The sequence below is a fragment of the Methylobacterium sp. 190mf genome, from assembly GCF_900107945.1.
Taxonomy (GTDB): Bacteria; Pseudomonadota; Alphaproteobacteria; order Rhizobiales; family Beijerinckiaceae; genus Methylobacterium.
Map to the genome: position 1 here is coordinate 1 of NZ_FNVI01000040.1, position 13,343 is coordinate 13,343.

At 64.1% G+C, this 13,343-nt stretch carries 14 protein-coding genes, 2 pseudogenes and 1 other annotated feature; of the genes and pseudogenes, 8 read left to right on the top strand and 8 right to left on the bottom strand.

Features of this window, described 5'->3' with window-relative positions:
- Positions 1-186: 186 nt before the first annotated feature.
- The 3 genes from C4T42_RS32155 to C4T42_RS32935 all read right to left on the bottom strand — a co-directional run bounded on the left by C4T42_RS32155 (position 187) and on the right by C4T42_RS32935 (position 1,703).
- Positions 187-327 (bottom strand): hypothetical protein, encoded by a 141-nt coding sequence (locus C4T42_RS32155; protein ID WP_181049241.1) that lies wholly within the window; start codon positions 325-327, stop codon positions 187-189.
- A 137-nt stretch (positions 328-464) separates the two neighbouring features.
- A complete protein-coding gene (locus tag C4T42_RS31670) occupies positions 465-1,292 on the bottom strand; it encodes a hypothetical protein (RefSeq protein ID WP_146074061.1) in 828 nt (275 codons plus the stop codon).
- A 129-nt stretch (positions 1,293-1,421) separates the two neighbouring features.
- Positions 1,422-1,703, bottom strand: a complete 282-nt coding sequence (locus C4T42_RS32935) for a ParA family protein (RefSeq protein WP_103986341.1) — start codon at positions 1,701-1,703, stop codon at positions 1,422-1,424.
- A gap of 418 nt (positions 1,704-2,121) precedes the next feature.
- On the opposite strand from C4T42_RS32935, the gene C4T42_RS31675 reads away from it, so the two are divergent.
- A complete protein-coding gene (locus C4T42_RS31675; RefSeq protein ID WP_146074062.1) occupies positions 2,122-2,427 on the top strand; it encodes a hypothetical protein in 306 nt (101 codons plus the stop codon).
- Positions 2,428-2,607: 180 nt separating this feature from the next.
- Positions 2,608-2,739, top strand: a complete 132-nt coding sequence (locus tag C4T42_RS32825; protein ID WP_280177407.1) for a hypothetical protein — start codon at positions 2,608-2,610, stop codon at positions 2,737-2,739.
- A gap of 944 nt (positions 2,740-3,683) precedes the next feature.
- Here C4T42_RS32825 and C4T42_RS28910 read toward each other — a convergent pair.
- Both C4T42_RS28910 and C4T42_RS28915 read right to left on the bottom strand, forming a co-directional pair.
- A pseudogene (locus C4T42_RS28910) lies at positions 3,684-4,231 on the bottom strand (IS630 family transposase); the annotation flags it as partial.
- Between the two features lie 9 nt (positions 4,232-4,240).
- Positions 4,241-4,432 (bottom strand): annotated as a pseudogene (locus C4T42_RS28915) (hypothetical protein); the annotation flags it as partial.
- Here C4T42_RS28915 and C4T42_RS28920 point away from each other — a divergent pair.
- Positions 4,431-5,659, top strand: a protein-coding gene (locus tag C4T42_RS28920) for an IS3 family transposase (RefSeq protein WP_103986343.1) whose coding sequence is annotated in 2 segments (ribosomal slippage) — positions 4,431-4,725 and positions 4,725-5,659 — 1,230 coding nt in all. Because the reading frame shifts where the segments join, the coding sequence is not laid out codon by codon here. The pseudogene C4T42_RS28915 and the gene C4T42_RS28920 overlap by 2 nt on opposite strands.
- Positions 4,712-4,828: a sequence feature (AL1L pseudoknot), on the top strand. Its footprint overlaps the gene before it by 117 nt.
- Before the next feature lie 222 nt (positions 5,660-5,881).
- Here C4T42_RS28920 and C4T42_RS28925 read toward each other — a convergent pair.
- The 3 genes from C4T42_RS28925 to C4T42_RS28935 form a co-directional block, all read right to left on the bottom strand.
- Positions 5,882-6,130, bottom strand: a complete 249-nt coding sequence (locus C4T42_RS28925; RefSeq protein ID WP_132369343.1) for a hypothetical protein — start codon at positions 6,128-6,130, stop codon at positions 5,882-5,884.
- A 273-nt stretch (positions 6,131-6,403) separates the two neighbouring features.
- Entirely contained in the window at positions 6,404-6,904 is a 501-nt protein-coding gene (locus C4T42_RS32160; protein WP_103986345.1) for a hypothetical protein, read from the bottom strand.
- Between the two features lie 136 nt (positions 6,905-7,040).
- Entirely contained in the window at positions 7,041-7,469 is a 429-nt protein-coding gene (locus tag C4T42_RS28935; protein WP_181049242.1) for a hypothetical protein, read from the bottom strand.
- A gap of 394 nt (positions 7,470-7,863) precedes the next feature.
- Between C4T42_RS28935 and C4T42_RS28940 the strand changes: the two genes are divergently transcribed.
- The 5 genes from C4T42_RS28940 to C4T42_RS28960 all read left to right on the top strand — a co-directional run bounded on the left by C4T42_RS28940 (position 7,864) and on the right by C4T42_RS28960 (position 13,332).
- Entirely contained in the window at positions 7,864-9,024 is a 1,161-nt protein-coding gene (locus tag C4T42_RS28940; RefSeq protein WP_103986346.1) for an ATP-binding protein, read from the top strand.
- An 11-nt stretch (positions 9,025-9,035) separates the two neighbouring features.
- On the top strand, positions 9,036-9,650 hold the full coding sequence (locus tag C4T42_RS28945; RefSeq protein ID WP_103986347.1) for a response regulator: 615 nt from the start codon (positions 9,036-9,038) through the stop codon (positions 9,648-9,650).
- A gap of 313 nt (positions 9,651-9,963) precedes the next feature.
- Positions 9,964-11,409 carry an efflux RND transporter periplasmic adaptor subunit gene (locus C4T42_RS28950; protein ID WP_244603307.1) on the top strand — a complete coding sequence of 482 codons (1,446 nt, stop codon included), beginning with the start codon at positions 9,964-9,966 and terminating at the stop codon, positions 11,407-11,409.
- Between the two features lies 1 nt (position 11,410).
- On the top strand, positions 11,411-12,115 hold the full coding sequence (locus C4T42_RS28955; protein WP_103986348.1) for an ABC transporter ATP-binding protein: 705 nt from the start codon (positions 11,411-11,413) through the stop codon (positions 12,113-12,115).
- Complete coding sequence (locus C4T42_RS28960) at positions 12,112-13,332, top strand: ABC transporter permease (protein WP_103986349.1); 1,221 nt, start codon at positions 12,112-12,114, stop codon at positions 13,330-13,332. Before C4T42_RS28955 ends, C4T42_RS28960 begins: the two co-directional genes overlap by 4 nt.
- The last annotated feature ends 11 nt before the right edge of the window (positions 13,333-13,343 follow it).

Sequence of the window (13,343 nt, forward strand, 5' to 3'; positions counted from 1 at the left end):
CTCACCCCGAACGCGTTTGCAACCCGGTCCCAACAGGACCAGAACCAGAACGGACTCTGGTTATGAACGGGGGCAAACACGGGGCAAGGTCAACCCCGCACCCCGGCACCGCGCAGCACGCTGTAGAACCTGCCCGGGTCGAACTGGAGTTGACCCGTTTTGGTGGAGCGGTGGAACGCTTGCGGATTAAGGGTTGGCGAGCATGTCCTGTTCGTAGCGGATGGGTGAGCGATAACCGAGCGCGGAGTGCAGGCGCACGGGATTGGCTTTCGGCCGACACGCTTCGACCAGGGGCTCCAGCTCAGACCATTGCGCGTCGCTCAGCATCATCCCTCCTGCCTTGGAGAAAGAAAAACGCGAGCCCCACCAGTCCGTTCAAGTGACGACAGGCCCTAGACCGCTTCCACGCCGCGAGACTGCGGGCGGGTTGAGAGCGTCACGCCTTGCGAATATCGCTGACCTCGTCAGCCAGCTTGGAGAGCTTCGGCTTCCGACGGGCCGCCATGACGGTAAGCAAAATCCGCGTTGGCTCGCTTCTTTGCCGGAGTTCGAGAACAACCCTCCTCTCTCGCGCGAGAGACCCGCACACGAGCAACGCTGAAGCCGAGCATCTTCTGAAAATGCCACAATCCAGCAGGTAGATTGTCTGCGCTGTCGGTATTGACAAGATATCTGACGCCCAGTGACGACAGTCTTTCGACAACTATCTGGGTCAAATAATAGCGCGCATCGGAATGCATCGGCGTTTCGCCGAGCGTAACAAATAGATGCAGTGATGCCCATTCACCATCATAGGGCGTAACCGCGATAAGCAGTGGAGTCCCATCTGGGCCGAGGCCAACAGTCCATAGATGCTTTCCGACTAGATCGCTCCAGTCGTTTCCCTCTAAACGGATACGCGTCTTTGACGAAATGAAACCGTGCAGGGTGTCGATCAGCTTCCGCTGTGCGGACGGATCGGTGACGGAACGCCAAGTCACGCCTGCCTTACGCGCTGCACGTACCTTTCGGCGAAGCGTCTGCTTGCTCGATCCTTCGCTATATTCAGCGGCATTCGTCGGGATAGGAAGGACGCATGCCCCTAAGAAACCTAAAGAAAACAATCCGAATATGAATTTACGTCCGAGGGTAGCTTTGATTTCCTGGCCAGACGAAGCAGAGCTGAGTTTTGCGCTAAGCCGCGGGAGGAATATATGTCCCAGAAAAGCTTTCAGAGAAATTCTTGGATTGCGGATTGCAAAACTTCTAACCCGAAGTTTAGACTCTTTATGTCTGTGCCAGAAGTGAGCCACGCATCCGGACCAATACTCGCCCTCAGGTAGATTGAGTATGCCCCGAAACGGGGCGCTGATTGCGGATAAAGAGAACATTCGGACAAGCTGGGCTGTGCGAGTTTGGCCCGTGATAGCGCAGGCAACCAATCAGAAACAACTCCGACGAAGGGGGTAGGTTTTGGAAGGGCATGCAAACCGTGCTGCCTGCTCGCTAGGCACCACGAGTGCGGCGAATGCCGAAGGCTCAACTCTTTGTATGTCCAGGCCATTGGCCTCGCGCCGCTGCCCCCATCCTGCGAGCGACGCCTGCTGATCCGTGTCGAGGGCCGCGACGGTCTCACCATCCTGCATAGCCGCGATGGCGAGTGAGGCCGCGAGGGTACTTTTGCCGGAACCGCCCTTCTGTGTGGTCAGAGCCAGGACGCGCATCACAGGCCTGCCATCCCGGCCAGGTTTTGCTTGAACAGCTGCCCGGACCGGATGTAGCCGCTCGTCGTGTCGAGGCGCTTGTGTCGGAGCTGTCGCTGGATCGCGTGACCGGGCGCATCATTGGCCGCGGCCGACGTCGCGAGCCCGGATCGGAGCGAGTGCCCGGCATAGGCTGCCGCGGCTCCTCCGGCGAGTACCCGTCCGCGGAGTGCCGCGGCCTCGACGGCGCGCTGGTGCATCCTGGCCAGGCGTGCGCGTTCAAGGGGGGGCGCAAGAAAAAGCCCCGTTCGGCGGTGCCGACAGGGCTGAAGGTTGTGGCTGGGAGGAGCCGGGCCAGGCGAAGCAAGCGGCGGGCCGCACTGCCAAGCCTATTGGCTCCAACTGTTGCCGGCGACGACAACTGAGCTATCCTGCACCCATGCGCACAGCCCTCGCCGCACTCGCTCTCGTCGCCGCCGCCGGTAGTGCAAGATCTGATGAATGCGAAGGAGTTATTAAGCTTCAGGGGTTTCTCAACCGAGCGCAACTCCAGTGCGGCTTGACCAAGAACGATCGCCGGATCGTGCCGCAAGCTGAAGAATGCGCAATTCAAATGAACGAGCGCAAGATGCAGCATATGCTCGCCGCCGGAATGAGGATGTACGACAAGAAAGAGTCGGAGATCGGACGCGAAGCTACTTGCGCTGAAATATCAAAATTTTATCCGAGTACAACGACCCGTTAGTCGACTTTCCGTATCTAAGCACCGCTGCACTGGTTGATGCGAGGTAACGTCCGCCTTAGCCATCTGCCGAGCTTGGTTCTGCCCGCTCGGCCGTTTGCTGAACCTACGGCGAAAGGTGGATTGCCGAACGACACGGGCGCGCCAATTTTGTGAGCGGCACACCCACTTGGAGTCGCGCTCATGTCTCTAAAGCACTTCGTGTTCGACAACGAGGCCGAGGCGCGGAAATGCGCAGAGCAGTTCGGCGGCAAGGCCAGCGTAATCTACCGTGGGGATTACCGGCACGACTGGCTGGTGTCGGTAGACGATTAGGGCTGCGGGGCTGGAGGTTCGTTCATCCGCCACCAGCCTTCGCCATTTGTCGTCCACGGTGACGCCCGCCCGCCGGGCGATGTCCTGGACACTCAAGCGCTCGGCCGAAAGCGGAATGATGCGGGCGCGCTGGATGTGCTTGAGCGGTCGCTGGTGATCGCAGCCAACCGATTCGCGTCAGTAGGATTAGGAGCACGCATACCGTCTGGACCATCGCCCAGACTTGCACGTCTCCACCTCAGCGTGGATCCTCTGTCCGCGTCACTGCACTAGCCTAGGCGATGTCCTGAGCCTGTCGACAAAAGTCGCCGAGCAGGTCCTTGGCGAGGGGCGCGGGACCTGTGCCCTCCGTCGGTGAGCTAGAAGCTGTGGTGAAAGCGGCGGAGTTCCTTCGAGCACACACTGTGCCTTGGTCCGCAGTTGTGAGTGAGATCAGCGGTCGTCTCGTTGCGCAGATGGAAGGCATCAGGGCGCAACCGGGCAACGCAAAAGCTTGCCTGCCCTCTTCTCAGCAGCCATCCGCCGCCTCGTCGAGGCAGCTCTGAAGTCCAGCTGGAGGGTCTCAATACAGTCGGTCAAGCCATTCGTCGGACTGAGGACGGTACAAACAACGGCTAGCTCCAACCGCAGTCGTTATACCGCGAACGACTTATATGCTGCTTGGCCGAACTGCCTATCTGTCAATATGTCTCGTTCGTATCTGTCGGCGAAACCATCTGCGATCTGGGGAGTATACCAATTAATGATCATCGGAGGGAGCCATGCTTGGATTTATATTGGGAGTGATTAGCTGTCTTTTAGCTTTATTATTTTTTGTTTTGATTATGTTTGCCGCATTTGGTTCCGCGGCGAGCGCCTTTGAAGACTAGATAGGGATATTATACAGCCAATTGCTGTGGCTCGCGTTTTCTTCCTGCGATTGGGGCTTCTAGAGCCGTCCCCGATCAGATAGCGACGGCCAAGTCGTTCTCGTAGCCGGCTGCGGCGATGTAGTTGCGGCACTCCTGCGGCGTGAAGCACATGGATGCCTGACGGATCGCCGCCCAGAGATCCGGGATCGTGTGGGCAGCCGCGCTACGCAACAGCGCCTTCAGCTTCGCGAAGGCCTGTTCAATCGGGTTGAAATCGGGGCTGTAAGATGGAAGGTGAGCAGCCGCGCTCCTGCGGCCTCGATCGACGCACGCACGCCGGCGACCTTGTGGGCTGGCAGGTTGTCCATGACGGCGATGTCGCCCGGCTGCAGCACCGGGATCAGGGTTTCGGTGACGTAGCTGCGGAAGCGCCTGCCGTTCGTGGGACCGCCCAGGAGCGCGGTCGCGCACAGCCAGCTGGTGCGCAGGGCGGCCGGGATGGTCGTGGTTTTGTAGTGGCCAAACGGAGCTGCAAGCCGGCAGCGCTCGCCGCGTGGTGCCCAGCCGTAGCGGCGCGCCATGTTGGTGGCCGCCGCCGTCTCGTCCAGGAACACCAGCCGATCCGGATCGAGTTCGGGCTGTGGATCGGTGCTTAGCGCCCGGCTGTGACCCTCGTGACCGGGCTTGGGGTGCTCGCGCTGCTCCTTGCGGTCCGTCGCGGGCGGCTTGGATGAGGTGCGTGAGGTGTTCTCCGGTCGCAGCAGCGGCAGCACCAGATCGATCAGCTCCTTGAACCGCGCCGGGTTTCCCGGAGGCTCCAACTCCTGAGAGGATGGAGCCATGACGAAGCGCAGCACACCCTTTTCGCCTGAGGTCCGCGAACGCGCGGTGCGGATGGTGTTCGACCACCAGGGCGAGCACGGCTCGCAATATGGGGCGATCCGCTCGATCGCAGCCAAGATCGGCTGTTCGGGCGAGACGCTGCGGAACTGGGTACGTCAAACCGAGCGCGACCAGGGCCAGAGGGCCGGGCCAACGACGGACGAGCGCGAGCGGATTAAGGCGCTGGAGCGCGAGAACCGCGAACTCCGGCAGGCCAACGAAATCCTCAGGAAGGCGTCGGCCTATTTCGCGATGGCGGAGCTCGACCGCCGGTCGCGGACATGATCGCCTTCATCGACGATCACCGGGAGGCCTACGGGGTCGAGCCGATCTGCCGCGTGTTGCCGATCGCCCCGTCGACCTATCACGCCCATGCCGCGCGGCAGGCTGATCCCGGCAAGCTGCCGGCTCGGGCTCGCTCGGACGCGGCGCTGATGGTCGAGATCCGGCGCGTGTTCGAGGCGAACTTCCACGTCTACGGGGTGCGCAAGGTCTGGCGGCAACTCGGCCGGGAAGGGATCGCGGTTGCCCGCTGCACGGTCGCCCGGCTGATGCGGGCCATGGGGCTGCAGGGCGTCGTGAGAGGCAAGAAGGTCCACACCACCGTCCCCGATCCCGCGGCGGCCTGTCCGCTCGACCGGGTGAGCCGTCAGTTCAAAGCGCCGCGTCCGAACGCCCTGTGGGTTAGCGACTTTACCTACGTCGCGACCTGGGCCGGCTTCGTCTACGTGGCGTTCGTGATCGACGCCTATGCCCGGCGCATCGTCGGCTGGCGGGCGTCGAGGACCGCCCATGCCGCCTTCGTGCTCGATGCCCTGGAGCAGGCTCTGCACGAGCGCCGGCCCCGCCGGGGCGGTGGGCTCGTGCACCATAGCGACAGGGGCTCCCAATACCTCGCTCTGCGCTACACGGAACGGCTGGCGGAGGCGGGCATCGAGCCCTCGGTCGGAAGCGTCGGCGACAGCTATGACAATGCCCTGGCTGAGACGATCAACGGCCTGTTCAAAGCCGAAGTCATCTATCGCCGTGGGCCGTGGCGATCCTTGGAGGCCGTCGAGTTCGCCACCCTCGAATGGGTCGATTGGTTCAACACCCGCCGCCTGCTCGAACCGATCGGCAACATGCCTCCCGCCGAGGCCGAGGCGCGCTACTTTGCTCACGCCGCGGTGCAAGCCTTAGCTGCCTGACCCAAACCAACCGGCCTCCGGGAAACCCGGCGCGGTTCACCTCGCGGCTCGGCCGTTCCAGTTCGCTGCGTCCCATCTCACGAGAGAGGCAGCGAAATGAGACCTGCGCAAGGGCGTGGGTAATTAAACTCGGCTGGAGTGTCGAGACAACGAGCTAGGGCGTGGTGCTGATGATTGTGCATTCGGCGTCCCTGCATTCGGTGCGCCTGCGAGCTGGAATTGTTAGATCTTGGGATTATCTCTGTCACCGTTGCCGCGTCCGTTCCCTGTGCCAAAGTTTCCGTTACCGTTCGTTTGATTGCCGTTGCCGTTGTTTGAGCCGGTATTGCCATTGCCATTGCCATTGCCGCCGGTTCGCCAGATCGGAAACTCTGGGGGCGCGAAGCCGAGCGCGCGATCCGCTTGGAGCGCGGTCTGAAATCCCGCGGGATCAGACAGGGTCAGCGCGAGCAGGACGAAGGCGTTGTGCATCGACGGCTCCATGGGGCTTATCGTATGTGCCTCTCTTTGCGGGAGAGTATGCATTTTTAAAAATGGCGAGTGCGGGGTGCGACCTTCCGACGAAGCCTTGCCGCGTATGTTCAGCAACGTCGCAGCCAATCCTGGATGTTCTTGTCCCTTTCCCGTTCCCCTGCGGGAGCGGGGGGCAGTAAGGCTTAAAGGGGCGGCGGCGCTTGTACCGCTCCCCGTCGCGACGCGATTAGGACCGCTGCCCAGGCGGCGTTGACCGCAACGGCGACCATTTCAGCGTCGGCCGAAGAAGGGCAACGACATGTTTCCGTTGAGATTTCCGTTTCCGCCGCCGATGTTGCCGTTGCCGTTGCTGCTGCCGCCGTTGAGGTTGCCGTTACCGCCGCCTGCGTTGCCGTTGCCGTTGGACGAGCCTGAATTGTAGTTGCCGTTATAGGCGCCGACATTGTAGTTGCCGTTGCCCGCCCCGGTGTTTCCGATACCGTTGAACGCGCCGACGTTGCCCGTCCCGCCGTTGAACGCTCCGACATTGTTTGAGCCAGTATTGAACGCGCCCATGTTGCCGTTCACGATCGGCGTCCCGGTGCCGTTGCCGTTGCCGGTGCCGTTGCCCGATCCGGTGTTCCAGTTGCCGTTATTATTTCCGTTCAGCGATCCAAAGTTTCCGTTGCCGTTCCCAACCCCGTTCCCGATCGCGTAGATTTGCGCCTGCGCCGGATGCGCGGCCGAACCGATGAGCCCGAGAAAGGCCAAGGACAGGAGGGGGGATTTCATCGCGATGCTCCCTGTTCGGCGCCCGACGATCTCGGATGCGCTTCCATCCACCGACGGCCGTCCGTGCCCGGTCGGCCGTCCCCTCGCAAGCCTCCGCCCGCGCGTTCCGCGGGGCTGAGACAAGTCGTCAAAGAGTTCAGTTCCGGCTGCCGTTCCGGTTGCCGTTGAGGCTGCCGAAGTTGTTGTTGCCGTTGAGATTTCCGTTCCCGATGGCAAATGTGTTCCGGTTGCCGTTGAGGTTGCCGTTGGCGCTGCCGGTGTTGAGGTTGCCGTTGGCGTTGCCGTTGCCGATGCCGAAAAAGTTGGCATTTCCGTTCAGGTTGCCGTTACCCGAGCCGAGGTTGCCGTTGCCGTTCAGGTTGCCGTTTAAGTTGCCCAGGTTGAAATTGCCGTTGCCGTTGCCGTTCAGCGAGCCGGCATTGGCGTTGCCGTTCCCGTTGCCGTTGCCCGAGCCGACGTTGCCGTTGCCGTTGCCGTTGCCGTTGCCCACCGATTGAGCCGACGCCATCGAGGGCATGCCGGCAATGGCGAGGGCGGCGATGGCCGAGAGCAGGATTGTCCTCATCGCGCATTCCTCCTGTCCGATGCATGCCCGATCCCCCTACCGGGTGGGCCATGCGGTACGTTGCTCGGTTTGAACAACGCCTTCAGGGTGCGGCGCTGGACTGATTATGAATAGCCGTAAATCCGAACTAGCCAGTGTTGGCTACACCTTTTGGGTGAGACAAGTCTGACAGTGCCGGTGTCTTCATTGTTGCGTGTCGCCGCGATGCAATATTCGCGTAAACTATTGTCGCATATCAAATTATATCGTTGGACTTGGCTTCTACTGATAGCGATGGATTGGCAAAAAATGTCATCGAGTACAGGTTTCGCTTCCATTTCGTTTGATATATGTTGACTAAAAATCGGGCATTTTTTGCGAAATTAATGCAGCCCACAGTTGTGGAGGAGGCTCGATGGTGCGGGGACTGGCGGGCACAGATTCGGGCCGGTTGGCCGGAGAGACAAGGAGGCAGGACGGCCTATCGGTCAGCGACCTGCGCGAGACCCTGGACGAGGTCGGGATCTGCACGTGGTCGCTCGATCCCGGCACCGGACAAGTCACGGTATCGGAGAATTGCCGCCATGTCCTCGGCGTGCCGGCGCGCCGCCTGTCCGACCACGACGCCTTCCAGGCTGTTGTGCATCCCGAAGATCGCGCCGCCCGAGCAGCGGCGGTCTGCGGTGCGTTGGAGCGGGGCGGCAGGTACAGCATCGAGTACCGCGTCTGCAAGCCCGGCGGCGAGACCCGCTGGGTGCGCTCCCTCGGGCGGGCCGAACGCAGCCGCGGCCCGCGGCCCGCCCGGTTCCGCGGCATCGTATACTGCATCGACGCGCGCCGTCAGGCCGAGACGCGCCTACAGCGGCTCCAGGCCGACCTGATCCATGTCGCGCGGCTCTCCGCCATGGGTGAGATGGCCTCGGCGCTGGCCCACGAACTCAACCAGCCACTCGGTGCGATCAGCAATTACGCGGCCGCCTGCGACTGCTTCCTGGCAGAGCCAGGGGCGGTGCAGGTCGCTGCGGCCCGAGACGCGCTCGCCGCCGTGGCCGGGCAGACGCAGCGGGCTGGGGCGATCATCCGGCGCCTGAGGGATTTCGTGACCCGGGGCGAGACCGACCGACGGTTCGAGAGCGTCGCGGGACTGGTGGAAGACGCCTGTGTCCTCGCCTTGGTCGGAACCCGGGAGTACGGCATCGAGGCACGGGTCGATCCCGGTCCGCCCGGCATACAGGTACTCGCCGACCGGGTGCAGATCCAGCAGGTTTTGGTCAACTTGATCCGGAATGCCTGCGAGGCGATGCGTAACGGGGCGCGCCGGAACCTGGGGGTCGTCGCGGCCGCGCAGGCGGACCGCTCGGTTCGGATCAGCGTGTCGGATACCGGCCCGGGTGTTGCCGAGGCTGTCGCCGAGACGCTGTTCCAGCCGTTCGTTACCACGAAACCCGCCGGGATGGGTGTTGGATTGTCGGTCAGCCGATCGATTGTGCACGCCCACGGCGGCCGGTTCTGGGTGGACAGCACCGCAGCGGCGGGCGCCACCTTTCATTTCACCTTGCCCATGACCGAGGACTGACGAGGACGGAGATGCGGACGGTTCCCATTTCGACGATCCATGTCGTGGATGACGACGCGGCGATGCGCCACTCGCTCGCCCTCCTGCTGGGGGTGTTCGGGCATTGCGTCCTGGAGCATACCGGCGCGGCGACGCTGCTCGACGCGCCCGGCCATCTGAGCGGCTGCATCGTGACCGACCTGCGCATGCCGGTCATCGACGGGCTGGAAATGCTGGCCCGGCTCCGGGCTGCCGGCTCCCTGGTGCCGGTGGTGATGATGACGGGTCAGGGGGACATCTCCACCACGGTGCGGGCCATGAAGCTCGGGGCCTGCGACGTCCTGGAGAAGCCATTCGCGGCCGCACTCCTGCTCGATGCCGTCCGCGCGGCCCTCGCCGTCGAAAGTGGAGCGCCGGCGGCCAACGACGACGACGCGACTTTCGCCGCGCGGGTGAGCCGCCTGACCGGGCGGGAGCGCGATGTCCTTCATCTCGTTCTGCGCGGACACACCAACAAGGAAATCGGTCAGACGCTTGAGATCAGCCATCGTACGGTCGAGATCCACCGCGCCAGAGTTATGACCAAAACCGGGTGCGAATGTGTTCAGACGCTGGTTCGTCGAGCTGCTAGAACGGCAATGCTGTGATTAAACTTGTCAGATATGTTTATGAATTCGTGTGATTCTGTGCATTGCTATGTTTTGTGCCAAAAATATCTGATAGATTTGTCGAGAAATTTTTTATCGAATATCATCTGATTGAATGAAGCGGGATCACGACCGGAAATGGCAAGTGCTGTATCGCGGGTATACGTACTGATCCTTACGGGTTCGTAGTCAATTCCCAAGCGCGATGATTTCTGCAACCAATCTGGCAAGACCTGGGTCTCGAAATCCGAGGTCACCGCCGCGAGAGCCGGGTTCGCCGGGCCTGCAAGGCGGATAGCGGGAGGTCTCACACGTGGCGCGTTGGTTGCCCGACAACGTGATGACGCTCGGCTTCGCGGCCGTCGCGGCCTTCGCCCTGCTCACCTACGCGAATCCTGATGTCGGCCGCTTCGGCACTGCCCAGCGCGGCTCGCCAGTCGAGGCCAAAGAGACGGCGCCCAAGGACGCGATCTCAAAGGATGTGGTCACCAAGGAGGCCGGCCCGGTACACGATGCGGGCCGCTTCATCACGGCGGCGATCCAGCGAGGGGTCCTGGAGCAGATCATCACCGCCACCGGCACCGTGCAGCCGGTCGACACGGTGGAAGTCGGGTCGCAGCTGGCGGGGCAGATCGCCCAGCTGCACGTCGATTTCAACGATCGCGTCCGGCTCGGAGACCCCCTCGCTGAACTCGATCAGCGCAGCTTCCTCGCCAAGGTCGAGGAGAACCGTGCCGCCCTCGACATGGCAGTGGCGAACGTGAAGGTCCAGCAAGCTCGGCTGGACCGGGCCCGGATCGATCTCGACAACGCCCGCGGTACCAAGGCGGTGCTCCAGGCCAAGGTCGAGAGCGCGCAGGCCGTGCAGCTGGCTGCCGAACGCAACCTCGACCGCAAGGTCGCCCTCCGCTCCCGTGAGGTCGCCTCGCCGGCAGCCCTCGAGGAAGCGCAGACCGATCTCGCCTCCCGGAAGGCCCAGACGCGTGAGGCGAGCACAGTGCTCGACCTCAATGGCTACGCGGTCGAGGGCGCCATTGCGGAGGTGCGCCGCCTGGAAGCGGAGCTGGCGCAGGCCCGCGCTGCCGTGCCCCAGCGCCAGGCGAGCCTCCGGGGCGCCGAGATCGACCTCGACCGGACGGTGATCCGCTCGCCCACCGACGGCGTCGTGGTCGGCCGCTTCGTCAACCAGGGCCAGACCCTCGCGGCGGGTCTGGAGGTCCGGACCGCCTTCAACATCGCCAAGAACCTCGCCGAGATGGAGGTCCATGCCCGCGTCGACGAGACCGATATCGGCCGGGTCGCGGCGGGGCAGCGCGCCAGCTTCGGGGTGGATGCCTACCCAGGCCGGCGGTTCGAGGCCGTGGTCCGGCAGGTCCGCAAGGCGCCGCTCGTGACCCAGAATGTCGTCACCTACACGGTGGTTTTGAAGACGGACAACCGCGACGGTCTGCTCCTGCCCGGGATGACGGCCCTGGTGAAGCTGACGGTCCACAAGGACGAGGACGTGCTGAAGGTGCCGCTGGCCGCCCTGCGCTTCCGGCCCGAGGGCAGCGCGCCACGCGATCCGGCCGCTCCGTCGGTCTGGGTGCGGGGCGCCGATGGCGGGCTCGAGGCGGTTCGGGTCGAGACCGGTGCGACCAGCGCCGACCTCGTCGCGCTTCGGGCGGCCGGCCAGCTCGCCGAAGGCAGCGAGGTCGTTGTCGGACAGGCCGAGGTGCCGGCGGGCCGCCGCCTGTTCGGCGTGCGACTGGGGTTCTGAAATGGCGCTCCTCGCCCTCGATGCCGTGCACCGGACTTTCCGGGTTGGGACCGTCTCGGTGCCGGTGATCCGCGACATCACCCTCGGCGTCGCGGCGGGCGAGTGCGTGGCCATTATGGGCCCGTCGGGCTCGGGCAAGAGCACGCTGATGAACATGGTCGGGCTTCTCGACAGACCGACCTCGGGATCGATCCGCCTGGACGGCGAGGACACGGCCCGTCTGTCCGACGACGCCCGAGCCCGGATGCGCCGGGACTGGATCGGTTTCGTCTTTCAATCCTACAACCTGCTGCCGCGCAGCACCGCGGTGGAGAACGTCGAGCTGCCGCTGATCTATGCCGGCGTCGCGCCACGGCTTCGGCGGCTGCGCGCGCGGGCCGCCCTCGAATCGGTCGGCATGGCGATCCGGGAGCGGCACTACCCCTCGCAACTCTCCGGGGGCGAGCAGCAGCGCGTGGCGATCGCTCGGGCCCTGGTGGGGGATCCAGCGGTCCTCCTGGCCGACGAGCCGACCGGGGCGCTGGACAGCCGGACGGGCGCGGAGATCCTCGACCTGTTCCACCAGCTTAACCGCGGCGGCCAGACCGTGGTGATGATCACCCACGACGCCGCCGTTGCGGCCCATTGCGCGCGCACGGTCCACCTGCGCGACGGCCAGGTGGTCGACGACGTGCGCCGCGGACCCAAGCGGGCGGACGCCGCATGAGTCTGTCCCAGACGCTCCTCGTCGCCCTCCGGTCCCTGCGCCTCAACCCGATGCGCAGCTTCCTGACCATGCTGGGCATCGTCATCGGCGTCGCTTCCGTGGTGACGGTGCTGGCGATCGGCAGCGGCGCGCAGGGGCAGGTCGCCGACCAGATCCGGGCGGTCGGCGCCAACGTTCTGATGATCAATCCTGGGACGGCCAAGAAGGACGGGGTCCGGCTCAAGGCCGGCACCCGCCTGACCCTGACGGAGGGCGACGTCGACGCGATCCTAGCGCAGGTGCCGCAAGTCCGCGCCGCGGCGGGGTCGCTGTCCGGGAGCGCGCAGATCGTGCGCGAGAATCGGAATTGGAACACCACCGTCAACGGCACCACCAATGGGCACTTCCTCGTGCGTGATTGGCCTCTAGCGGCCGGGCGCACCTTCAACGGAACAGAGCAGACTACCGCCGCCAAGGTGGCGATCCTGGGCAGCGTCGTGGCCAAGGAGCTGTTCGGGCGCGACAACCCGGTGGGCACCGAGGTGCGCATCATGAGCGTGCCGTTCGAAGTGGTCGGGGTTCTCGACGCCAAGGGGCCGGACCAAGACGACGTCGTGTTCGTGCCCTTGGAGACGGCCAAGCTGCGCTTCCTCGGCAGCGCCAGCGGAGTCAACCGCGACGCCGTCGCCTACATCGTCGCCAAAGCCGTCTCGGACGAGGCGATGGGCCGGGCGCGCACGGAGATCGAGGAGCTCCTGCGCCAGCGCCACCGCATCACCGAGGGGCAGGAGGACGACTTCAAGGTCTCCGACCCGGCCGCCGCGATGGACGCTCAGCGGGGTGCCACGCGCACCATCGCCTTGTTGCTCACCTCGGTGGCGGGGGTGTCGCTGCTCGTTGGCGGCATCAGCATCATGAACATCATGACGGTCACCGTGACCGAGCGCACCCGGGAGATCGGGATCCGGCGGGCAGTCGGCGCCCGCGGGGCCGATATCCGGCTCCAGTTCCTTGCCGAGGCCCTGGTGCTGTGCCTGCTGGGCGGCTTGGCCGGCGTGGTCGTCGGGGCCGGCGTCTCGCTGACGGTCGCCCGGTCGGCGGGATGGGCCACGATCATCGACGCGCAGGCGATCCTGCTGTCGGTCGGGTTCTCGGCGCTGGTCGGGCTGTTCTTCGGCTACTACCCGGCCCACCGGGCTTCGCGGCTCGACCCGGTCGATGCCCTCAAGATGGAATGATCAGGTCCCGT